Source organism: Kribbella sp. NBC_00359 (genome assembly GCF_036097425.1).
Classification (GTDB): Bacteria; Actinomycetota; Actinomycetes; order Propionibacteriales; family Kribbellaceae; genus Kribbella.
Genome location: NZ_CP107975.1, coordinates 3,530,005 through 3,551,552 on the forward strand (window position 1 = coordinate 3,530,005; position 21,548 = coordinate 3,551,552).

A 21,548-nucleotide genomic window follows, 5' to 3' on the forward strand; every position below is an offset into this window, starting at 1 on the left:
GACTTTCCTACGAGGTGCGCAGGGTCAGGGTCTGGCGGTTCGGGGTGCGGCCGGTGAGATAGACGCGGAGGCCGTCGGGGGTGAGGCTGCCGTTCAGGTACGTGAACCGTTCGCCCGGGTCCATCGTCACCCGGGTGGCGCCGTTCCCCGGGCCGAACTCGATCCGGTCCGTGCCGACGGTGTAGCTCCCGGTCCCGGACACCAGCTGGTAGTTGCCGGGGGCATCCAATGCCTCGACGCCTGCGAGCGTGCCGCCGGGACGGAAGCAGAGCTCGATCGCGTACGCCGTCTCGTCACCGTCCAGCTCGAAGGTCAGGTCGAACCCGTTGCCGACCTCGGTCACGGTGATCTCGGTCCGGAGCGAGCGGTACTGCTTCGGCCGGTGCGGGAAGTCCATCGACGCGTAGAACCGGCCTTCCAGCGTGAGCGCATAGCGCCCGTCCGCCCGCCGGTACCGCTTGGGCAGCGGCAGGTGATACGGCACCTTCACCTCGTCGGCGAGCTTGAACGTGCCCGGTCCGGTCCGCCGCAGCCCGTCGCTGCGGAAGTGGCCGGTGCTGAAGAACTGCGGGGACAGCCGGACCGAGTCGAGGATCGCCGCACCCTGCCGGAGCTTGAAGAAGGTGGGGTTGGTGGACAGTCCGGACGCGATCACCGGGATGTCGTGGAAATCCGTGCCGCCGAAGACCGTCGCCGTCCGCGCACCGCGCCGGATCCGGGCCGACGCCTGCGTGGGGAAGGGCTGGACGAAATCCGTCGGCACCGGTTGCGCGGCCGGGAGTACCGCGGCCAGTTCGGGTCGCTCGAGCACCTCGGCGAGGAAGTCGCCGAGCTCACCGGTCCCGCGCTGTTCGATGCTCTTGGCAACAGTTGTGAAGCGGCCGTCCTTGCCGTGCAGGGCGAGCTCGCGGAACTGGGTCAGGTACCACCAGACGTCGCGGATCCCCTTCTGGTCCTGCCGCCGGGACGCCACCGTGTCGACCTCGCCGTTCGGTTCCAGGAAGGACAGCGTCGCGTCCAGGTTGCGCCGTACGTCCTCGAGCAGCTCCGGCTTGCCGCGCAACCACGCGATCGTCAGCAGCGAAGGGTTCGTCACCTCCGCGGCGTAGGTCGAACTCCGCTCGCTGTAGATCCCGTCCGGGGTCGCGTCGATGCCCTCGTCGAGCCAGTCGTCGATCCGCGCGGCGTACCGGCGGTCCGGGAACAGGTGGTGGGTGCGCGCCAGCGCGGCGGACACCTCCCAGCGATGGTTCGGCGTGTGCACTCCGCCGGCCGCGAGCGCCGGTCCGGCCTTCTTGATCACGTTCGCGAGGATCGCGCGATGCGCCTCGGTGTCGGGCTGGCCGTCGGCGTCGAGCAGGGCGTAGAGCGTGCAGGCGTCCTGGATCGCGAACGCGCTGTCCGGCGGCGAGTGCAGGTTGCCGACGTCGTACGTCCCGTCCTCGTGCTGCCGTGCGGCGAGCTGCTCGACCAGCCGGCGCAGCGGCGCGAGCAGGGACGCGTCATGGTGGTACGACGACCGGCCCCAGACGTACCCGGAGATCAGTCGCCGGGCCTTGCGGGCGACGGTGCGCACGCTGTCGGAGGCGTTCTGGTACGAGCTCAGCACCAGCGGGATCTGGGTCTGGTTGGCGTTGGTCAGCACGGTCAGGAAGTCGTCGTCCACAGCAGCTACCTCAGCATGCGCGGGGGCGGCCGGATACAGCGCGCCGACCGTCAGCGTGGTCAGTGAGCCGGCCAGGAAGGTACGACGCTGCATCGGGATCTCCACTCGGTAAGCGGTTGCCAAATGTTCAGTACTGTCGCCGGGCGACTTTGTCCTGTCAACAGCTCGCAACGAGTCCGTATCTGGTCAGCTCACGGCCGCCCGAGCCCTTGCATAAACCGGTTTCTCGTACTAACTTGACCGGCCAAGGCAAGCGCTTTCCAACCTCCGGAGGTCATGAAACATGAGTGCGCTGGGCGAGCTCGGCAGCCTCCGGGGGAAGAAACCGGCGGGCCACAAGAAGGACAACCTGGCTGCGTACCTGTTCCTGACGCCGTGGCTGCTGGGGCTGTTCCTGATCACGATCGGGCCGATGCTGGCCTCGCTGTACCTGTCGTTCACCGACTACAACCTGATCCAGGCCCCGAAGTGGATCGGGCTCGAGAACTTCACCCGGATGCTGTCCGACGAGCGGCTGCACAACTCGCTCCGGGTGACCTTCACCTACGTGTTCGTCTCGGTCCCGCTCCAGCTGGCGATCGCCCTGCTGCTGGCCGTCGTCCTGGACCGCGGCGTCCGTGGCATGGCGTTCTACCGCTCGGTCTTCTACCTGCCCTCGCTGCTCGGCTCGAGTGTCGCGATCGCCGTGTTGTGGCGCCAGGTGTTCGGCACCGAAGGTCTGCTCAACCAGGTGCTCGCCCTGGTCGGCATCGACGGCAAGGGCTGGATCTCCGATCCGAGTACGGCGCTGGGCACGCTGGTGGTGCTGAACGTGTGGACGTTCGGGTCGCCGATGGTGATCTTCCTGGCCGGCCTGCGGCAGATCCCGACGATGTACTACGAGGCCGCGTCGGTCGACGGCGCCGGCGTGCTGCGCCGGTTCTTCAGCATCACGCTGCCGCTGCTCACGCCGATCATCTTCTTCAACCTGGTGCTGCAGATCATCCACGCGTTCCAGTCGTTCACGCAGGCGTTCGTCGTCTCCGGGGGCAGCGGCGGGCCGTCGGACTCGACCATGTTCTTCACGCTCTACCTCTACGACCGGGGCTTCGGCAATTTCGACATGGGCTACGCGTCCGCGATGGCGTGGTTCCTGCTCGTGATCATCGGAGTCTTCACCGCGGCGAACTTCTTCGCCTCGAAGTACTGGGTGTTCTATGACGACTGAAACGCTCCGAACCACGGTGGCCGCGCGGCGGCCGGCCGCCATCACCTGGTCCCGGGTCCGGCCGGTGCTGATCCACGTGGTGCTGGCCGGGTCAGCCCTGGTGATGCTCTACCCGGTGATCTGGATGGTGGTCAGCTCACTGCGGCCGGGCAACGAGATCTTCCGCGATCCGGGCATCCTGGTGAAGGACCTGCAGATCGAGAACTACCGGGCCGGCTGGCACGCACTGACCGAGCCGTTCACCCGCTACCTGCTGAATTCGGCGGTGGTGGTGCTCGGCGCGATCCTGGGCAACCTGGTCTCCTGCTCGATGGCGGCGTACGCGTTCGCCCGGCTGGAGTTCAACGGGAAGAAGTTCTGGTTCGCGATCATGCTGCTCAGCATCATGCTGCCGATCCACGTGGTGATCGTGCCGCAGTACATCCTGTTCTCGCAGGCGGGCTGGATCAACACGTTCCTGCCGCTGATCGTGCCGAAGCTGCTGGCCACCGACGCGTTCTTCGTCTTCTTGATGGTGCAGTTCATCCGCGGTATCCCGCGCCAGCTGGACGAGGCGGCCCGGATCGACGGCTGCGGCAAGGCCGGGATCTTCCTGCGGATCATCCTGCCGCTGATGGTGCCCGCGCTGGCAACCACTGCGATCTTCACGTTCATCTGGACCTGGAACGACTTCTTCAGCCAGCTGATCTACCTGACCGACCCGCACATGTACACCGTCCCGGTCGCGCTGCGGGGATTCGTCGACTCGACCTCCAGCTCGTCGTGGGGATCGATGTTCGCGATGTCGGTCGTCTCGCTCGTCCCGGTCTTCCTCGCATTCCTGCTCGGCCAGCGGTTCCTGATCAAGGGCATCGCGACCACCGGTATCAAGTAACCCCTGAAAGGTGCACAGCATGAGGCACATCCCACGTCCCGCGGGCCGGCGCCTGCGGGCACTCGCCGCAGCCGCTATCGCCGCCAGTCTGCTGGTCGCCAGCGCCTGTGGCGGCGACTCCGGTGGTCCCTCGTCGTCGTCGGCCGACGGCGGCAAGGTGACGCTCCGCTTCAGCTGGTGGGGCAGCGACACCCGGACCAAGCTGACCCAGCAGGCCATCGACGCGTACCAGAAGGACCATCCGAACGTCACGATCAAGGGCGAGTTCGGTGAGTGGTCCGGCTACTGGGACAAGCTCGCCACCACGGTCGCGGCGAACGACGCCCCGGACATCATCCAGATGGACGAGAAGTACCTGCGCGAGTACGCCGACCGCGGCGCGCTGCTCGACCTGAAGAAGGCCGACGGTCTCGACACCGGCAAGTTCGAGCCGGACACCCTGGGCGCCGGCGAGTTCGACGGCGGCCTGTACGGGCTGAACGCCGGGATCAACTCGTTCGCCGTGATCGCGAACCCGGCCGTGTTCAAGGCCGCCGGCGTCGCGATGCCGGACGACACCACGTGGACCTGGGACGACTACTCCCGGATCGCCGCCGAGATCAGCGCGAAGCTGAACGGCAAGGCTTGGGGGACCGGCACGCTCGGCCAGAACGAGGCCGGGCTGAACCTGTGGGCCCGGCAGAACGGCGAGTCGCTGTGGACCAAGGACGGCAAGCTCGGGGTCTCGCCCGAAAAGGCGACCGCCTTCTTCCAGTACGTGCTGAAGCTGCGCGACGCGAAGGCGGTGCCGTCGGCCGAGGCGATCTCGCAGGACCTGAACGCGCCGCTGGACCAGTCCATGATGGCAACCGGCAAGCTGGGTATGAGCTTCACCTGGAGCAACCAGCTGGTCGCCTTCACCAAGGCGTCCGGGCAGCCGCTGAAGCTGCTCCGGATCCCGAGCGCCGACGGCACCGCGAAGGACAACGGCTCCTACTACAAGGGCTCGATGTTCTGGTCGATCTCGTCGCGGTCGAAGCACCAGAAGGAGGCCGCCGAGTTCGTCAACTACCTGTCCAACAACACCGCGGCCGGCAACATCCTGCTCGCCGAGCGGGGCGTCCCGCCGAACACCGAGATCCAGGCCGCGGTGACGCCGAAGCTGCAGCCGGCCGACGCCACGTCCGCGAAGTTCATCCAGGACATCGGCAAGGAGCTCGGTGAGCCGTCGCCGGCGCCGCCGGTCGGTGGTGGCCAGGCGGAGAAGATCGTCCAGCGCTACACCACCGAGGTGCTGTTCGGCCGGCAGGCGCCCGACAAGGCGGCGAAGGCCATGCTGGACGAGATCAGCGGGGAGCTCAAATAGTGTTGCTATCGGCAACTGATTGCCGATGAGGGGGCCTCGGGTGGCCGTGGCTGGTGTCCACGGCCACGGGGCCTCCCATGTCCGCAACGTCGCCCGGCTGGCCGCGGCCGGCCGGGCCGAGCTCGTCGCCGTTGCCGACCCGCGGCCGGCCGCGGACCTGACCGTCCCGGCCTTCGGCAGCCTGGCGGAGTTGCTCGCGGCGACCGAGGTCGACGTGGTGATCATCAGTACGCCGATCCAGACGCACGTACCGCTGGCCGAGCTGGCGATGCGGGCCGGGGCCGACGTCCTGCTGGAGAAGCCACCGACCGCGTCGCTGGCCGAGTTCGACCAGCTGACCTCGATCGTCGCGGAGACCGGGCGGGCCTGTCAGGTCGGCTTCCAGGCACAGGCCTCCCAGGCCACGCTGACGTTGGCGAAGCTGGTGGCCGACGGCCGACTCGGCGAGCTCCGCGGGATCAGTGCCGTGGGCAAGTGGGTGCGGACGGCGCGGTACTTTCAGCGCGCACGGTGGGCCGGTCGCCGGACGCTCGACGGTGTGGCAGTCGTCGACGGTGCGGTGACGAACCCGCTGGCTCACGCGACCGCTGCCGCGTTGCTCCTGGACGGGTCGACCGGGACGGACGACGTACGGTCCGTCGAGACAGAGCTCTTCCGGGCGAACCCGATCGAGTCCGACGACACGTCCACGGTCCGGATCGTGACCGCTCGCGGTACGACGATCCTGATCGCGGTCACGTTGTGCGCGACGGAGCATCTCGAACCGGCTGTGATCGTGGAGGGCTCCGAGGGCCGCGCCGTACTGCGGTATGCGTCGGACAGGCTCGAGGCGGACTCGGGGACCACGACGTACGAACGAGAAGATCCGCTGGAGAACCTGCTCGCGCATCGTGCGGATCCGGCCGTACCGCTCTACTGCCCGCTGGCCGCGACGGGTGGGTTCACCCGGGTCGTCGAGGCGGTGCGGACGGCGAAGGACCCGGCCGGGATCACGGCCGAGCTGATCCGGTGGGAGGGCGAAGGACTCGAACGGCATCCGGTCGTGCTCGACGTCGAGCGATGGATCGACCGGGCCTCGGACGAGCTGGCGTTGTTCAGCGAGATCGGGGCGCCCTGGAGTACTCAATCGACACGGGAGAATTCATGACGCAGAACCTCGGCTGCAATCATGCTGTCGGCCGATCGATCCAGGTGACGGCGGGCGACGCGGAGCTGTTCACCTATGTCTACAAGGCCACCGATCCGCAGTACGAGTCGCCGCGGCCGTACTTCCACCCGATCCGGACGCTGACCGGCGACCTGATCAGCGTGTACCGGCCGTGGGACCACTTGTGGCACAAGGGCCTGGCCTGGTCGTTGCCGCACTTCGGGCACGACAACTTCTGGGGCGGACCGACGTTCACGAAGGAGGACGGCTACAAGCCACTGGACAACAACGGCTCGCAGGATCATGACCGGGTCGACGCCCTCGACGTGTCGGACGATCTGGTCCGGTTCGCCCACCACCTGTCCTGGCACACACAGGGCGGCGTTCACGTCGTCGACGAGGCGCGCACGGTGACCACGCGGCTCGCGGATGACGGCTGGGTGCTCGTGTTCGAGACCGCGATGACGAACGTCTCGGGCGCGACGGTCCAGATCGGCAGCCCGACCACCGCCGGCCGGCCGAACGCCGGGTACGGCGGTCTGTTCTGGCGTGGTCCGCGGGAGTTCACCAACGGCACCATCCTCGCCCCGCAGGGCAAGGGCCGCGACGAGCTCCGCGGTCAGCGCGCACCTTGGATGGGCTTCACCTCCCGGCAGGACGAGACCGACACCGCCTCCACGATCATCGTCGCCGACGCAGGAGACAACGTTCGCCACCCACCGGAGTGGTTCGTCCGCTCCGAAGACTTCGCCGCCGTCTGCCCCGCCCCGTTCTTCTCCGAAGAACTCCCGTTCACCGCCGGCGAGACCCTCCGCCTCAGGTACGCCGTACTGATCGCCGACGGCCTCTCCGACGACCAACGCGCCAAGACCCTCGCCGCCCAAGCCCAGAAGGCCCTGGCGGCCGGATAGTCAGCGGGGTAGGGCGAGTGTGAAGCACGTGTCGCCCGGGCGGGACGTGACCGTGACGATGCCGCCGTGGGCTTCGGTGATGGATTGAGCGAGGGACAGACCGAGGCCCGAGCCGCCGGAGTCGCGGGTGCGTGAGGTATCCGCGCGGGTGAAGCGTTTGAAGACATTCGGTTGCAGGTCGGCCGGGATGCCGGGGCCGTTGTCGTGGATGGTGAGTACGGCCGTATGACGGTCGTCCGCGATCAACTCGACGGTCACGGTGGTCCCGGCCGGCGTGTGTCTGCGGGCGTTGCTGAGCAGGTTCGTGACGACCTGGTGCAGGCGTTGCTCGTCGCCCGTGACGACCACTGGTTCAGGCGGCAGGCTCAAGGCCCAGTGGTGGTCGGGGCTGACGATCTGGGCGTCGGTGACCGACTCCCTCGCCAGCCGGGTGAGATCGACCGGCCTGAGGTCGAGTGGTCGGCCGGCGTCGAGGCGGGCCAGTAGGAGCAGGTCTTCGACCAAGGCGGCCATTCGGGTGGCCTCGACCATCACCTTGCCCATGGCATGGCTGAACAACTCGTGGTCCCGTTGCCGCAGGCTCAGTTGTGCGTAGCCGTGGATGGTGGTGAGCGGCGTGCGCAGTTCGTGGGATGCGTCGGCGACGAACTGGCGAACCTGTAGCTCACTGCGGTGCCGGGCGTCCAGGGCGCTCTCCATGTGGCCGAGCAAGGTGTTGAGTGCGACCGCGACCTGGCCGACCTCGGTCCGTTCGTCGGTGAGCTGATCCGGCACCCGCGCGGTCACCCCGATCTCACCGGTGTCCAGGGGGAGACCGGCCACCTCGCGGGCGGTCTGTGCGACGCGGCGCAGTGGCCGCAACTGACGTCGTACGACGAACACCGCGACACCGCCCGCGGTCAGCACACCCACCCCGCCGAAGAGCACCTCCCAGCCGATCAGGCTGTTGATCGTGTCGGCGATGTCCTTCGTCGGCAGCGCGGTGACCACCGTGACCGGGCCGATCTGTGACGCGTGTGCTCGGTACTGACCGAGTGCCGGCAGGTCGACGGTGCGGTTCCCGTCGTCGGCGGGCACCTCGTCGAGTGCGGCGACGGCCGGGTCCGAGAGCGTCGCGAGTACGCCGTCCGCGGTGATGACGTTGCCAATGGCACCTGACGAGCTGAGATAGGCGGTCACCGTGCCCGCGTCCTGCCCGTGCGGTGCCGGCGGTGGCTGGCTGCCGTCGCCCTTGGTCAGCGCCATGATCGTCCGCCCCTGAGAGGCCGCCACCTTGCTGTCCAGCTGCTTGGTCAGGTACGAACTGATCGCGGCCGTCGTCAGCACGCTGATCACGACACTCACCACCGCGACCAGCAGCACCATCGCCGCCGCGACCCGCACGCTCAACGAGCGCACCGCGAATCCCCGCCTGGACCTCATGACCCCAGCATGTGCGCCCAGCCCTACGACTCCCTCCGGTTTTCCTGGCACCTCGCTGTGAGAGTCAGCGCAGTTCGCCGGCCGCCCGCCGGAGACCGGCGAGCTCGTCGGTGATCGGGCGTCGGGTGGTGTACCCGGTCTTGAAGGCATCCCAGTACGGCGTGGTCGCGACGCCGGCGAAGTCCGCCGCGCGCGGACCGACCGCGGTGAGGTCGAAGTCGAGCAAGAGGAGTCCCTGCTTCGTCAACAAGATGTTGTCCACGGTGACGTCGCCATGGCAGATGCCGGTATTCGAGTACTCCGCGAGGTGGTTCCGTACTGCGGCCGCGAGGTCGCGGAGCAGGTTTTCCTCCGCGGGGTCGACGGCCAGGATCTGTTCGACTGGTTCGTCGAGCCGATCGGCGATCTCGGCCGGGCGTCGCGCGTACGGCGAATGGTAGTTGTCGGCGGCATCGTGGAATGCGGCGAGTTGCCGGCCGAATGCGTCGTACAACTCGTCGTCGAAAGGCGGCTGCGGTTTGGTGCCCTCGACGAAACCGGACAGGATGAACGGCCGGGGTCCTTCAGGTGTCTCGAGCAGTCCGACGGGGACTCCGTCCGACAACAAGACCGGCGGGACTTGTAATCCGGCCGCCTGTAAATGCGCCCAAAGCCCTGCCTCCCAACGGATTTCGTCCGGATCGTGGCCGTCGTGGCGGTACAGCTTGAGGACGTAGCGGGCGTCGCCGGTGGTGAGTTCGTAGACCTCGTTCACCAGCGATCGGAGCAGCGTGCACCCGGTGAAGCCGAGGCCGTAGCGGCCGGCCAGGTGAGCGCCAAGGGCGTGCGGGTCGGGCAGCGATCGCATCGTCGGGATCATGACACCGACCCTAGGAGTCGTGTGAATTGACAGGTGTGAAACGGTGCCCGGGTGGGGAGGTTCGAGACGTTTCCGGATTCGCCTCCCCTTTCGGGGCCGGAAACCGGTAGCCTCGTGCAGCGCCCTTCAGGGGGAGGGGGCCGCCGTACCACCATTCCCGACGAAACTGCCGGAGAGCCCAAACCGGTCAGGAGACCACGTCTTGCAGGAGAACACCAGCAATCCCAGTACTGGCGAACTGGCGAACGTACCGCTTACCGGTGCGGACAAGGTCGCCTACGCCTTCTACGCCACTGCGGCCGCGGCCGCACTTGTCGGCCAGGTCTGGGCCGGCGTGACCCACATCCCCTGGCCGGAGACCGGCTTCTCGACGTTCCTCAAGATCATCCTCGTCACCCCGGCGGTGGCCGTGCTCGAGCTCGGTGGTGTCGCCACCGCCGCGCTCGCCGACCTGCGCCGGCGCAAGGGTGAGCAGGCCTACGCCTACCGCGCGATGTCGTTCTTCGCGGCCCTGGTCGCGGTCGTCTTCAACGTGGTCGGCCACTGGCGGCCGGAGGAGCGGTTCCTGGCCTTCGGCTTCGGCGGCCTGTCCGCGTTCGCCTATGTGCTGTGGCTGATCCACAGCTCGGCCCGCCGCCGCGACGCGCTGCGCCGGGCGGGGCAGATGCGCGAGACCGGCCCGGTGTACGGCGTGATCCAGTGGGCCCGCGAGCCACGGGTCACCTGGCTGGCCCGGTCGCTGGCGATCGAGCACGGCTACGGCCTGTACGAGAGCCTCCGCGCGGCCCAGCACCAGATCCGGAACCGGAGCCGCCGCGAGGCGATCGCCGGAACCGTTGCCGAGTACATCCGGTCCGAGCACCAGGACGAGCGGCTGGCGAAGATCGCCGAGACGACGTACGACCCGGACCGGCTGGCCGGGATGCTCGAGGAGCGGATCAACTACGAGGTCATCACCAACAAGCTGACCAAGGCGATCTCGCCGCCCCCGGAGCCCGCGGAGATCGAGGAGCGCGGCGACCTGCGCGCGGCGGTCTGGGTGCTCGAGGGTGGGCAGCCGAGGCGAGCGGACAATGCCGGGATGTCTCTCCGCGACGAGGACGCCTGGACCGGCGAGCTGATGGCCATCGTCGACCAGCAGCCCGACAGCGACGAACCGGTCGCCGAGGCGGTCGTGGTCGAGGACGAGAGCGAGCCGCAGCACGTCGTCCAGCCGAACGGCGCCCAGAGCAACGGTGCGAAGTCCTCGGCAGCCAAGTTGCGGCCGCTGCCGCCGCAGCCGAAGGCCGAGCCGGTGGTGCAGAAGCCGCAGGGCCCGTCGCCGTTCGCCGAGCCGGCCGACCCGCGGCCGCCGGCGCTCATCCAGACGCCGAAGGCCGAGCCGGCGGTACCGAAGTCGGTCGTGGACGAGTCGGTGGTCGAGAAGCCGGTGATGGAGTCGGTGAAGATCGAGGAGCCGGCCGTCGAGCCGACCGCGCTGGAGAAGAAGCGGATGCGGGCGTGGGCGCTGCTGTCCGACTGGCCGGAGGGCCACGAGCGGACCGCGAAGAAGCTGGCCGACGCGATCGCCTCCAGCGAGCCGATGGCCGCGCGCTTCATCGAGCAGTACGAGGCCGAGCACGGCCTGGTGTTCAGCTCACAGAACTGACCGGACCGCCGGTGGATCTCAGCCTTCGAGGCCGAGGTTCACCGGCAGTTCCGCGAGGCCGCTGACGAGCACGCGACGCCATTCGAGATCCTCGGCCGGCTTCGCGAGGCTCATCCGCGGGAAGCGTCGTAGCAGGGCCAACAAGGACTCCTGCAGCTCGATCCGGGCCAGTTGCGCACCCAGGCAGAAGTGCGGTCCGAAGCCGAACGACAGGTGCTTGTTGTCCGGCCGATCCAGCCGCAGCTCGTCGGGTGCGTCGTACGCGCGCGGATCCCGGTTGGCCGAGTTGAGCGCGGCCATCACGCCTTCGCCGGCCTTGATTTGTACGCCGTGCAGCTCGACGTCCTCGAGTGCGACGCGGAGCTGACCGACCTCGCTGAAGCGGTTGAACCGCAGCAACTCCTCGATCGCCGACGGGACCGGCTCGGGGTTGTCGACGAGGTTGGCCCAGTTCTCCGGGCAACGCAGCAGGGTCGCGACGCAGCTGGAGATCTGGTTCGCCGAGGTCTCGTGGCCGGCGACCAACAGGTTGACGCCAAAGGCGATCAGCTCCTCCTGACTGAGCCGGTCGCCCTCCTCGCGGGCGCGGACGAGTTCATCCAGCAGGTCCTCGGCCGGCTGGTCGGTGTTCGCCAGCTTCTTCGTGACCAGGTCCTCGATGTACGCGGTCAGACTGGTCATCGCGTCCTCGACCAGATCCTTCTCGGCCATCTTCATGCTGTAGCCGAGCTCGGTCCACTCGCGGAACTGCGCGCGGTCCTCGTACGGTACGCCGAGCAACTGGCAGATCACCTGGATCGGCAGCGGCAAGGCGACCAACTGCCGGATGTCGGCGCCGTCACCCGCGCGGGCCACGTCCTCGGCCAGCTGGGCGGACAGCTCCGCGACCCACGGCCGGGTCCGCTCGATCCGCCGGTGCGCGAACGTCGACGACACCAGTTTGCGCAACCGGGTGTGCTCCGGCGGATCGGTCGTGGTCAGGCTGTTCGGCATCGGCTTGGCCAGCGCGACCCGCGGCGCGCCCTGCTTGACCACGGCGGCCCGCGAGAACCGCGGATCCGCGAGCACCAGCCGTACGTCGTCGTACCGTGTCACCAACCACACCTCGGCCCCCGCCAACGTCCGCACCCGAGCCACGGGACGTGTCTCCCGCAGCTCGGCGAACGTCGGCGAAGGATCAAACCGAAACGCATCATCAAACGGAATCTGCAACACCGGCTCGTCCGACATACCCCGACCCTAAGTTCTTAGGTAACCCTTCGCTCGCCAGGTCGCGCGTCGCGCCGGGTGGTGAAGGCTGGGACGATCAGGGCGGCGCTGATGATCAGCAGCAGGACGGCGCCGATGAGTGCGCCGATCGTGATGCCTTCGATGGCGGGCACTGTGCCGCCGACGCCCAGGTCGACGGCGACGTTCTGCGAGCCGTCGGCGTTCATGATCACCACGGACCAGTCGCCGCCGGTGGCGGGCCAGGTCAGGGTGCTGGGTCCGGAGCCCGTGGCGGAGGCGACCCAGAAGGTCTGGGCGGCGGGCGCGGCGGAAGGTTCGCCTCCGGCCCGGGACGTGGTGGAGAGCTTGAAGGGATCGACGTCGAAGTCCGAGATCTCGTCGTGGCCGACGCCGTTCAGGTACGCCGCGACGTCGGCCGCCGGACCGACGCCGACGAACACCGCCGTGCCGGGCGTCTTGGACTCGAAGTCGATCCGGACGTCACCGAGGAAATCGTCGGTGTAGAACGCGTCCGGTCCGGCGCCGCCGATGTCGAGCGACGGAGCCGACAGCGCGTAGGTGCTGGTGCTGAGACGCTCTGGTCCCGCCGTGAAGTATCCGTCGCCGTCGCGCTGATGCTGTGCCCACAGGCCGACGCCGCCGATGGCGAACAGGACGACGCTGACCATTGCGAACAAGGCGCCCACGACGACCAGCAGAGTGCGCCAGCCGCTCCAGGAGCGACGTACCGGTGGTGCGGGGGCAAGGGGTGTGGTGGTCATGAGACAGGCTCCGGTGCGGTGGCGGGGGTGGTGGCGATGGCTGGGGCAGGACGGGTCCAGAAGCGGCGGCTGCCGATGAGCAAGGCGACGGCGACTGCGGACCAGACGACGACGTACAGCCAGGTCTCGCGGGTCAGGTCAGGGCCGGCTTGCCAGAGGTCGCTGGTGTTGATGCTGCCTTCGGTGGCGTGGGCGATGAGGGTGATGAGCACGCTGCCGGCGGCGTGGTTGAACAGCCACGCGTACCAGAAGGTGACGGCGACCGTGGTCACGGCCTCGTACGGCTGGAGGCCGTAGGACGAGATCAGGAACAGCGGCAGATGCCAGCCGGCGATCGCCACGGCCATGAGTGCGGTAGCGGCGAGCGGAGTGCGGGTCGTCTGGAGCTTCGGCTGCGCGAACCCGCGGAAACTCGGCTCCTCGCTGAACGGGCCACCCATCGGGTCGACCATGTTCATTCCGATGACGACCGCGAGGCCGTACCACGGCGCGAACTGCCCGGAGTTGGGCGACGGTGCGCCCATCGCCTGGTTGATCCCGATCGTCACGAAGTGCACGAGCAGCGGTACGGCGACCGCGACGACGTACCAGATCCAGCGGACCCGCCATCGGATCACCCGGGCGCCGAGGGCTCGGAGTCCGGCGAGACCGTCGTTCAGGAACACGATGATGAGCGCGGCAAGCAGGGCACCCGGGGCGAAGAAGGTGCCGAACGGCAGTGTTGCCCAGGTGAGTGCGTAGGCCAGCACGAAGAAGCTGATCACAGGGTGGTTGCGGATGAACGACATGACGGGTCTCCTTGCGGAAGAGTGATTGCCGGAGGGTGCGGGCTGCCTGGCCGGTGGCGGTGTGCCGTCGTCGTCAGGCTGGTTCTGGATGATTCGGGTCTTCACGGCGCCTCCAGGGGTCTACCTCGAGACTCGCGTCGGCAGGCGCGTTCGGCAGACCGGGCAACCGGTGAAGGCGGGGTTCGGGTTTCTGGTGTGCCGTCAGGCGCGCAGGTACAGCAGTACGGCGAGCACCCGGCGGGACTCGCTGCGCGTGGACGGGATGCCGAGCTTGGTGAAGATGCCGGAGACGTACTTCTCCGCGGCCCGCAACGTGACGACCAGGTCGTCGGCGATGCCCTGGTTGGAGGCGCCGGTCGCCATCAGCTCCAGCACCTGCCGCTCGCGCGGGGTCAGCACGGCCAGCGGGTCGTCGCTGCGCCGCCGTTGCAGCAAAGTGGAGACGATCTTCGGATCGATGGCCGAGCCGCCGGAGGCAACCCGCCGTACCGCGCCGGTGAAGTCCTCGACGTCGCTGATCCGGTCCTTCAGCAGGTAGCCGACGCCCTCGGCCGATTCGGACAGCAGTTGCATCGCCAGACCGAGCTCGAGGTACTGCGACAGCACCAGCACACCCACTCCGGGATGCTGCTCGCGGATCTGCAGGGCGGCGCGCATCCCTTCGTCGTTGTGGGTCGGTGGCAGCCGGATGTCAAGAATCGCGACCTCCGGCGGGAAGCCGCGAACGTAGCGCAGCAGGTCGTCGGCGTTGTCGTACGCCGCGACGACGTCCAGCCCGGCGTCGCCGAGGATCCTGGTCAGTCCCTCGCGCAGCAGCACGCTGTCCTCGGCGATGGCTACCCGCACGGGATCTCCGCCTCGAGCCGGGTGCCGCCGTCGGCGGGACTCCAGATCCGGAGCCGGCCGCCGATCGCCTCGACCCGGTCGGCGAGACCGCGCAGGCCCGACCCACGTTCGGTGTCCGCGCCGCCGAGGCCGTCGTCGACGACTTCGACGACGAGACGGCCGCCGGATCGCGTGACCCGGACGGACGCCGTACTCGCGTGGGCGTGCTTGGCGATGTTCGTCAGGCTCTCGCTGACCACGTAGTACGCGGCGACCTCGACATGTTCGGGCAGCCTTCCGCCGGCCGCGACCTCGAGCGTCACCGGGACGGCAGCCTGTGCGGTGAGCGACTCCAGCGCGACGGCCAGACCGTGTCCGGTCAGGACTGCCGGATGGATGCCGCGGGCAACGTCACGGAGTTCGTCCAGCGATGCGGTGACCTGCTGCTTGGCCTGCATCAGGCGGGCCTTGGTGTCGGCGTCGCTCGCGGACCGGCCGGCCAGCAGGCCGATTTCCAGGGCCAGCGCGACCAGGCGCTGCTGGGCGCCGTCGTGCAGGTTGCGTTCGAGCCGTTTCCGCTCCTGCTGCTCGGCATCGATGACCCGCGCACGGGAACCTTGCAGCTCGTGCAGCCGGGCCCGCAGTTCCGCCTGCAGCCGGCTGTTCTCCAAGGCGATGCCGGCCGCCGCCGCGACAGCGTCCAGCAACTCGTGCTCGTCTTCGAGCGACCGGTCGAACTCGAGGGCGACGACGGGTTCGTGGTCGCGATAGATCACCCGCGTCGCCCGCCCGTCGGACCCGCCGGGCAGGGTGACGGCGTGCCCATCGGAGTCGGCCCAACTGCCGTACTTCGGCAACCAGAAAGCAAGGGTCAACGAGGGATCGTGCAAGGCTCGAGCCAGCGGCTCGCGGAGGTCACCGGCCGGGTCAGCACGCAGGTCCATCAGCAGTGCGCCGACATCGGTGCGGGCGAGCCGGGCGTCGAGCAGTCCGAACAGGAACACGACCGGCGCCAGCCCGAGTACGGCGAACGTCACGTGCCGAACCGTTTCGATCTGCGGCCAGCCACGCAGTCCCGCGATGAACAGGATCGCGAGCATGATCAAAGCCAGACCGAAGCTGTCCACGAGCAACGCCACCGGCCGTCGACGGACCAGGCTCGCGGACGGCCGCCGTACGAGGAGAAGGGCGGCGCCGACGAGCAGCAGGGCGCTCATCGTGATCAGCTGCGCCTGCTCGATCCGGCCGGCCAGGACCGGCCTCGTCGTGACGGTGAAGAGACTGTCCGGATTGATCCCGAGCAGGATCTTCGCCAGTTGCAGTACGACGGCAGTCGCGTAACCGGCGACGACGACCAACCGGCGGAGGCGTCCGACCACCCGCCCGGTGGGATACGCGAGGAACACGTGCAGGAACATCGCCGCCGGCACCAGGTCGAGCAGGTGGCCGATGGAGAGCAACAGGGGCACGGTCGACCACTGCAGGGCGGTCAGGGCCATCACGAATCCGGTGGCGATCATCAGCGGACCGAGCCGGCTCGCGGGCCGGCGCCACCACGCGATGGTCCCGCTGATCAGGTACGGGACGGTGATCCAGTTGAAGAGCAGTGCCTGCAGGCCCGGCCGGACCAGTTCGTCTCCCGCCAGTGCGAGCGCGATCGAGACGACGAGCGTGCCGAAACCCGCCACGACGGTCGCCCACAGCGCCCACGGCCCCGGTCCGCGGGCCGGTTCGATCGCCGGCGCCGCCCTCGCCACAACCCGTCACCCACCCTCTACCGGCCAGCGTGCGCCCGTTGGCCGGTGCAGGCAAGCGTGAGGTGCAGGACGCCTGTCCTGCACCTCAGGGGTCCTACTCGGTGCCGAAGGTGTAGATGGTGGTGGATTTGTAGGTCTCGCCCGGCCGTATCACCGTCGATGGGAAGTCGGGGTGGTTCGGGGAGTCGGGGAAGTGCTGGGTCTCGAAGGCGAAGGCGTCGCCCTGGCGGTAAGCCTTGTTGCCGATACCGAGGAACGTGCCGTCGAGGAAGTTGCCGCTGTAGAACTGGGCGCCGGGCTGGTCGGTATGGACCGTGACGGTGCGGCCGTGCTCGGGTTCGGTGAAGCGGGCGGCGAACCGGAGGCCGTCGTCGTCCGGCTCGCCGCCGAGGACGAAGTTGTGGTCGTAGCCGCGGCCGACGATCAGCTGCGGGTGGTCGTGGCGGAGCCGGGCCCCGATCGCGGTCGGCTTGCTGAAGTCGAACGGCGTACCGGCGGTCGGTGCGAGCTCGCCGGTCGGGATCAGGCCCGCGTCGACCGGGGTGTACATCGGCGCGTTCAGTTGCAGGACGTGACCGTCGATCGAGCCGCTGCCCTCACCGGCCAGGTTGAAGTACACGTGGTTGGTCAGGTTGACGATGGTCGGCTTGCCCTTGACGGCCGCGTGGTAGTCGATCCGCAGGTTGTCCCGCCGGTCGAGGGTGTACGTCACCGTGCTGGTCAGCTCACCGGGGAAGCCCATCTCGCCGTCCGGGCTGACGTAGGTGAAGGCGACACCGACGGCGATGTCGTTGCGGACGACCACCGCCTTCCATACCTCCTTGTCGAAGCCGGTGGTGCCGCCGTGCAAGGCGTTCTCGCCGTCGTTGATCGGGATCTGGTACGTCGTCCCGTCGAGCGTGAACCGGCCTTTCGCGATCCGGTTGCCGTAGCGGCCGATGGTGGCGCCGAAGTACGGGCTGAGCGCCGCGTAGTCGGGCAGGTTGTCGAAGCCGAGGCTGATGTTCGTGGTCCGGCCGCGCCGGTCCGGGGTCTCGACCCGCTGGATGGTGGCACCCCAGGTCAGCATCGAGATCGTCACCCGGCCGTTGGTGAACGTGTAGACGTCCACCTGCTGACCGTCCGGGGTCGTGCCGAACGGGTCCTTGCGGATCTCGAACTTGCCGTGATGTTCACCCATGGCGGCCAACTTATCCGGCGTACCAGCGGCCGAACCGGTCTGGGTGGTCTCCGCGGTGTTGCGCGTGGCTGACCAGATCGGTCCGGTGCCGGGCCCGATCGGGACTTCTGCGTACGCCGTACCGCCGCCAGGATGAGCGGTATGAGCCGCACCGCACTGATCGTGATCGACGTCCAGGAATCGTTCCGGGTCCGCGCGAACTGGAAGGCCGTGAACCACCCCGACATCGCCGACCGGGTCAACCGCCTGGTCCGCGCGGCCCGGGACCAGGGTGATCTGGTCGTCTGGGTCCTGCACAGCGAACCGGGCACCGGCGGCGTGTTCGACCCGGCCGAGGGGCACGTCCGGCTGATCGAGGGACTCGAGCCGCTGCCCGGCGAACCCTTGATCACCAAGACGTCCCACAACGCCTTCACCACAACGAATCTGCAGCAGCTCCTGACCCAGCACGGCGTCACCGAGCTGGTGATCAGCGGCATCCGCACCGAGCAGTGCTGCGAGACCACGACCCGGGTCGCGTCGGACTTCGGGTACGACGTCGTGTTCGTCACCGAGGCGACCGCGACCCAGCCGCTGCCGCACTGGACCATGCCGGCGGACGCGACGCTCGAGGAGATCCTCGCCGATCCCCGGACGCTGAGCCCCGAGCAGATCACCGAGCGGACCGAGTACGCCCTGGCCGGCCGCTTCGCCACCATCCGGACACTCGACGAGCTCACCGGCGTACCCGTGGGATCCTGACTGGATCATGACTACCCAGGTCGTCTTCCTGCTGGTGCCGAAGCTGCACCTGCTGGATCTGGCCGGTCCGGCGCAGGTCTTCTCCACCGCGAACGACCTCGGCTACGGCTACGAGCTGAGCTATGTGGCCGAGGCCGACGAGATCCCCACCGCGCAGGGTGTGCCGGTGAAGGCGCGGCTGGAGTGGCCGGATCTCGGTCCGGACGACCTGATCGTCGTACCGGGGTGGCGGTCGCCGCGGCTGTCGCCGGTGCCGCCGATCGGGCCGCAGACCAAGCAGCGGTTGCGCAGTCACCATGCGGCCGGGGGATCGGTGGCGAGCGTGTGTTCCGGCGCCGACGCCCTCGGCGCGGCCGGGCTGCTCGACGGCCACCGGTACACCACCCACCACGACCTGACCGACGAGCTCGCCGCCCGGTATCCGAAGGCGACGATCGTGCGGGACGTCCTGTACGTCGTCGACGACCGGGTGATCACGTCCGCCGGGATCGCGAGCGGGATCGACCTGGCCCTGCACCTGGTCGCGGTCGAGCGTGGCGCCGAGGCGGCGGCGCGGGTCGCGCGGGAGATGGTCGTGTACGCGCGGCGCAACGGAGACGAGCTGCAGGACAGCGCGATGCTGCGGCACCGCGGTCACCTCAGCGATCTCGCCCATCGCGTGCAGGACGTGATCGACGCCCGGTACGCCGACCGCCTGCTGCTCACCGACCTCGCCCGGGAGATCGGGGTCAGTGAACGCACCCTGACCCGGATCTTCACCACCGCGACCGGGCTCACCCCGCTGCGTTACCAGCAGCTCCTCCGCCTCGAACGCGCCGAACACCTGATCGGCCACGGCAGCACCATCGAGGCGGCGGCCCGTGCGGTCGGCTTCGAGGACGCCCGCATGCTCCGCCGCCTGCGCGCCCGGACGCTCGAGCCCGTCGCCGGGTAGGCCTAGCTCCACCCCGGCGGGGGTTCCAGGACTCCTGAGATCCGTTCCCGATCAGGTCAGGCTCGTGCTGACCGGGCAGAGCGTCCGGGCGCTGGAGAGGTGGGGCAAATGACCAGGGGATCGGTGACCGTGCGCGTCGCGCGCTGGAGTGCTGTCCATCCATGGCGGGCGATCGGCCTCTGGCTGCTCCTCGTCGTCGTCGCGGTCGGGATGTCGGTGGCCATCCCGAAGCAGCAGACGCAGAGCAAGGACGAGTGGGTCGGCCAGTCCGGTCAGGCCGCGGAGCTGATCGAGAAGGCGGGTCTCGGCGATCGGCCTACCGAGACAGTCCTGCTGACCGACCCCGACGGTCCACTCGACAAGGCCGCCGCGACCACGGCGATCACGCAGCTTCAGCAGAAGCTCAAGGCGCTCGACCCGGTCCAGGCAGTCGGGCAACCGGTCTGGTCGGACAACGGCAAGGCGGCCCTGGTGCCGATCGAGTTGAAGGGTACGGCGGACGACGCGGCCGACTCGATCGACACTGTGGTCGCCGCCACCGCCGACGTACAGAAGGCGAATCCCGGCCTGACCATCGGCCAGGCGGGCAATGCATCGGTGGACGCCGGCGTCTGGAAGCAGGTCGGCTCCGATCTCGCGAAGGCCGAGAAGCTCAGTCTGCCCATCACCTTCGCCCTGATGCTGATCGCGTTCGGTGCCTTGATCGCGGCCGGGATCCCGGTCCTGCTGGCGTTCTCGGCCGTCGGCGCCGCCCTCGGCTTCTACGCGCCGCTGTCCTACCTGTTCCCCGACGGTGGTTCGGTCGCCAACGTCGTCCTGTTGATCGGCATGGCGGTCGGCGTCGACTACTCGCTGTTCTATCTCAAGCGCGAACGCGAGGAACGCCGCAAGGGCCGCAGCACCCTCGACGCCGTGGAGATCGCCGCGGCCACATCCGGTCACTCTGTGGTCGTCTCCGGCCTCGCCGTGATCGTCTCGATGGCCGGCCTGTACGTCGCTCAGGACGCGACATTCGCCTCGATGGCAACGGCAACGATCGTGGTCGTCGCGGTGGCGGTCCTCGGCTCGCTGACCGTGTTGCCGGCGCTGCTGGCGAAGCTGGGTCACCGGGTCGACCGGCCGCGTGTCCCGCTCTTGTGGCGGGTCAACCGGCGCATCGGTCCCGGCGGGATCAGCCGCCGCATCCTGGCGCCCGTACTGCGCTATCCGCGGGCCGCGCTGACGATCTCGGCCCTCGCCGTGATTGCACTCGCCCTACCGGCACTGGGGATGAAGACCGAGTCGGCCGATCTGAACACGCTGCCCCAGAGCATCCCTGAGGTGCGCACGCTGAAGGCACTGCAGGAGAACTTCCCGTCCCAGGGCAGTCTTTCGTACGACGTTGTCGCGCAGGGTGAAGGTGCGGCGACGGCGTTGACCGGGCTGCAGGAGTCCGCCGTACGGAGCGGGAAGTTCGTCGTACCGGCGGGCGACGCGATCCGGCAGGCGGGCGGCACCGCGGTGCTGACGCTGGTCTCGGTCCTGCCGGACAGCAGTGCGAACGCCGACACCGCGCTGCATCAGTTGCGTGGGGAGCTGGCGCCGGCCGCGCTGGGATCCACGACCTGGGCGGTCGGTGGGGACTCGGCGGAGTCGGTTGACTACGGCAACAATCAGCGGGACAAGCTGCCGTACGTGATCGCGTTCGTGCTGGCGTTGACGCTGGTGATGATGGCGTTCACCTTCCGGAGCTTGGCGATCGCCTTGGTGACGACGTTGCTCAACCTCGCCTCGGTCGGTGCCTGCTTCGGGGTGCTGGCGCTGGTGTTCCAGCATTCGTGGGCGGAAGGGATCCTGGGCTTCACGTCAGCCGGCTTCGTGGTGTCGTGGATTCCCCTGTTCCTGTTCGTGATCCTGGTCGGGCTGTCGATGGACTACCACGTCTTCGTGCTCGGTCGCATCCGTGAAGGCGTGGCCGAGGGGCTGAACCCACAGGAGGCGGTCCGCAAGGGCATCACCGAGTCGGCCGGTGTGGTGACCAGCGCGGCGGCGGTGATGGTGTCGGTCTTCGCCGTCTTCGCCACCCTCAGCATGCTCGAGATGAAGCAGATGGGCGTCGGCCTGGCCATCGCCGTCCTGATCGACGCCACGCTGGTCCGGATCGTGATTCTCCCGTCGATCATGGTCCTGCTGGGCCGCAAGGCCTGGTGGCCCAACCGCCTGCACCGGCAGACGCCGGCGCAGGCGGAACGGGAGTTGGTCTCGGTCTGAGCC

The 21,548-nt window shown here is 68.6% G+C and carries 19 protein-coding genes; 10 read left to right on the forward strand and 9 right to left on the reverse strand.

Annotated features, from left to right (window positions below):
• Window positions 1–7: 7 nt before the first annotated feature.
• Window positions 8–1,759 carry a hypothetical protein gene (locus tag OG876_RS17295; RefSeq protein WP_328525898.1) on the reverse strand — a complete coding sequence of 584 codons (1,752 nt, stop codon included), beginning with the start codon at window positions 1,757–1,759 and terminating at the stop codon, window positions 8–10.
• A 190-nt stretch (window positions 1,760–1,949) separates the two neighbouring features.
• Here OG876_RS17295 and OG876_RS17300 point away from each other — a divergent pair, with 190 nt between their 5' ends.
• The 5 genes from OG876_RS17300 to OG876_RS17320 are packed head-to-tail and all read left to right on the forward strand — an operon-like array spanning window position 1,950 to window position 7,150.
• Window positions 1,950–2,873, forward strand: coding sequence for a carbohydrate ABC transporter permease (locus tag OG876_RS17300; protein ID WP_328525899.1), 924 nt, complete (start codon window positions 1,950–1,952; stop codon window positions 2,871–2,873).
• Window positions 2,863–3,747, forward strand: coding sequence for a carbohydrate ABC transporter permease (locus OG876_RS17305; protein WP_328525900.1), 885 nt, complete (start codon window positions 2,863–2,865; stop codon window positions 3,745–3,747). The genes OG876_RS17300 and OG876_RS17305 overlap by 11 nt, the downstream gene beginning before the upstream one ends.
• 19 nt (window positions 3,748–3,766) lie before the next feature.
• Window positions 3,767–5,092 (forward strand): ABC transporter substrate-binding protein, encoded by a 1,326-nt coding sequence (locus OG876_RS17310; RefSeq protein ID WP_328525901.1) that lies wholly within the window; start codon window positions 3,767–3,769, stop codon window positions 5,090–5,092.
• A gap of 40 nt (window positions 5,093–5,132) precedes the next feature.
• On the forward strand, window positions 5,133–6,239 hold the full coding sequence (locus tag OG876_RS17315) for a Gfo/Idh/MocA family protein (RefSeq protein ID WP_328525902.1): 1,107 nt from the start codon (window positions 5,133–5,135) through the stop codon (window positions 6,237–6,239).
• The gene (locus OG876_RS17320; RefSeq protein ID WP_328525903.1) at window positions 6,236–7,150 is read left to right on the forward strand and encodes a PmoA family protein; all 915 of its coding nucleotides are present in this window, start codon (window positions 6,236–6,238) and stop codon (window positions 7,148–7,150) included. The genes OG876_RS17315 and OG876_RS17320 overlap by 4 nt, the downstream gene beginning before the upstream one ends.
• Here OG876_RS17320 and OG876_RS17325 read toward each other — a convergent pair whose 3' ends face one another.
• On the reverse strand, window positions 7,151–8,572 hold the full coding sequence (locus tag OG876_RS17325; RefSeq protein ID WP_328525904.1) for a sensor histidine kinase: 1,422 nt from the start codon (window positions 8,570–8,572) through the stop codon (window positions 7,151–7,153). It abuts the gene before it with no gap.
• 64 nt (window positions 8,573–8,636) lie between these two features.
• A complete protein-coding gene (locus tag OG876_RS17330) occupies window positions 8,637–9,431 on the reverse strand; it encodes a phosphotransferase enzyme family protein (RefSeq protein WP_328525905.1) in 795 nt (264 codons plus the stop codon).
• A 202-nt stretch (window positions 9,432–9,633) separates the two neighbouring features.
• Here OG876_RS17330 and OG876_RS17335 point away from each other — a divergent pair, with 202 nt between their 5' ends.
• Complete coding sequence (locus OG876_RS17335; protein WP_328525906.1) at window positions 9,634–11,079, forward strand: hypothetical protein; 1,446 nt, start codon at window positions 9,634–9,636, stop codon at window positions 11,077–11,079.
• Between the two features lie 18 nt (window positions 11,080–11,097).
• On the opposite strand, the gene OG876_RS17340 is transcribed toward OG876_RS17335, so the two are convergent.
• The 6 genes from OG876_RS17340 to OG876_RS17365 all read right to left on the reverse strand — a co-directional run bounded on the left by OG876_RS17340 (window position 11,098) and on the right by OG876_RS17365 (window position 17,620).
• Window positions 11,098–12,309 (reverse strand): cytochrome P450, encoded by a 1,212-nt coding sequence (locus OG876_RS17340; RefSeq protein WP_328525907.1) that lies wholly within the window; start codon window positions 12,307–12,309, stop codon window positions 11,098–11,100.
• 17 nt (window positions 12,310–12,326) lie between these two features.
• Window positions 12,327–13,070, reverse strand: a complete 744-nt coding sequence (locus OG876_RS17345; protein WP_328525908.1) for a hypothetical protein — start codon at window positions 13,068–13,070, stop codon at window positions 12,327–12,329.
• Window positions 13,067–13,858: a CPBP family glutamic-type intramembrane protease gene (locus OG876_RS17350; RefSeq protein WP_328525909.1), complete on the reverse strand. Its 792-nt coding sequence runs from the start codon at window positions 13,856–13,858 to the stop codon at window positions 13,067–13,069. The genes OG876_RS17345 and OG876_RS17350 overlap by 4 nt, the downstream gene beginning before the upstream one ends.
• Window positions 13,859–14,059: 201 nt before the next feature.
• On the reverse strand, window positions 14,060–14,704 hold the full coding sequence (locus tag OG876_RS17355; RefSeq protein ID WP_328525910.1) for a response regulator transcription factor: 645 nt from the start codon (window positions 14,702–14,704) through the stop codon (window positions 14,060–14,062).
• Window positions 14,695–16,440, reverse strand: a complete 1,746-nt coding sequence (locus OG876_RS17360) for a sensor histidine kinase (RefSeq protein ID WP_328525911.1) — start codon at window positions 16,438–16,440, stop codon at window positions 14,695–14,697. The genes OG876_RS17355 and OG876_RS17360 overlap by 10 nt, the downstream gene beginning before the upstream one ends.
• A 94-nt stretch (window positions 16,441–16,534) precedes the next feature.
• Window positions 16,535–17,620, reverse strand: a complete 1,086-nt coding sequence (locus OG876_RS17365) for an aldose epimerase family protein (RefSeq protein WP_328525912.1) — start codon at window positions 17,618–17,620, stop codon at window positions 16,535–16,537.
• Between OG876_RS17365 and OG876_RS17370 the strand changes: the two genes are divergently transcribed.
• From OG876_RS17370 to OG876_RS17385, 4 genes are all read left to right on the forward strand, one after another.
• A complete protein-coding gene (locus OG876_RS17370; RefSeq protein ID WP_328525913.1) occupies window positions 17,619–17,756 on the forward strand; it encodes a hypothetical protein in 138 nt (45 codons plus the stop codon). The two genes, OG876_RS17365 and OG876_RS17370, sit on opposite strands and share 2 nt — an antisense overlap.
• A gap of 5 nt (window positions 17,757–17,761) precedes the next feature.
• Window positions 17,762–18,361: an isochorismatase family protein gene (locus OG876_RS17375; RefSeq protein ID WP_328525914.1), complete on the forward strand. Its 600-nt coding sequence runs from the start codon at window positions 17,762–17,764 to the stop codon at window positions 18,359–18,361.
• 7 nt (window positions 18,362–18,368) lie between these two features.
• On the forward strand, window positions 18,369–19,295 hold the full coding sequence (locus tag OG876_RS17380; RefSeq protein ID WP_328525915.1) for a GlxA family transcriptional regulator: 927 nt from the start codon (window positions 18,369–18,371) through the stop codon (window positions 19,293–19,295).
• 108 nt (window positions 19,296–19,403) lie between these two features.
• Complete coding sequence (locus OG876_RS17385) at window positions 19,404–21,545, forward strand: MMPL family transporter (RefSeq protein WP_328525916.1); 2,142 nt, start codon at window positions 19,404–19,406, stop codon at window positions 21,543–21,545.
• The last annotated feature ends 3 nt before the right edge of the window (window positions 21,546–21,548 follow it).

Bases quoted from the DNA above. Each gene is read 5' to 3' on its own strand.
- OG876_RS17370 (WP_328525913.1), top strand. From the start codon at position 17,619: ATGGCGGCCAACTTATCCGGCGTACCAGCGGCCGAACCGGTCTGGGTG.
- OG876_RS17375 (WP_328525914.1), top strand. From the start codon at position 17,762: ATGAGCCGCACCGCACTGATCGTGATCGACGTCCAGGAATCGTTCCGG.
- OG876_RS17325 (WP_328525904.1), bottom strand. From the start codon at position 8,572: ATGAGGTCCAGGCGGGGATTCGCGGTGCGCTCGTTGAGCGTGCGGGTC.
- OG876_RS17350 (WP_328525909.1), bottom strand. From the start codon at position 13,858: ATGTCGTTCATCCGCAACCACCCTGTGATCAGCTTCTTCGTGCTGGCC.
- OG876_RS17340 (WP_328525907.1), bottom strand. From the start codon at position 12,309: ATGTCGGACGAGCCGGTGTTGCAGATTCCGTTTGATGATGCGTTTCGG.
- OG876_RS17345 (WP_328525908.1), bottom strand. From the start codon at position 13,070: ATGACCACCACACCCCTTGCCCCCGCACCACCGGTACGTCGCTCCTGG.
- OG876_RS17365 (WP_328525912.1), bottom strand. From the start codon at position 17,620: ATGGGTGAACATCACGGCAAGTTCGAGATCCGCAAGGACCCGTTCGGC.
- OG876_RS17320 (WP_328525903.1), top strand. From the start codon at position 6,236: ATGACGCAGAACCTCGGCTGCAATCATGCTGTCGGCCGATCGATCCAG.
- OG876_RS17300 (WP_328525899.1), top strand. From the start codon at position 1,950: ATGAGTGCGCTGGGCGAGCTCGGCAGCCTCCGGGGGAAGAAACCGGCG.
- OG876_RS17330 (WP_328525905.1), bottom strand. From the start codon at position 9,431: ATGATCCCGACGATGCGATCGCTGCCCGACCCGCACGCCCTTGGCGCT.
- OG876_RS17385 (WP_328525916.1), top strand. From the start codon at position 19,404: ATGACCAGGGGATCGGTGACCGTGCGCGTCGCGCGCTGGAGTGCTGTC.
- OG876_RS17305 (WP_328525900.1), top strand. From the start codon at position 2,863: ATGACGACTGAAACGCTCCGAACCACGGTGGCCGCGCGGCGGCCGGCC.
- OG876_RS17380 (WP_328525915.1), top strand. From the start codon at position 18,369: ATGACTACCCAGGTCGTCTTCCTGCTGGTGCCGAAGCTGCACCTGCTG.
- OG876_RS17310 (WP_328525901.1), top strand. From the start codon at position 3,767: ATGAGGCACATCCCACGTCCCGCGGGCCGGCGCCTGCGGGCACTCGCC.
- OG876_RS17295 (WP_328525898.1), bottom strand. From the start codon at position 1,759: ATGCAGCGTCGTACCTTCCTGGCCGGCTCACTGACCACGCTGACGGTC.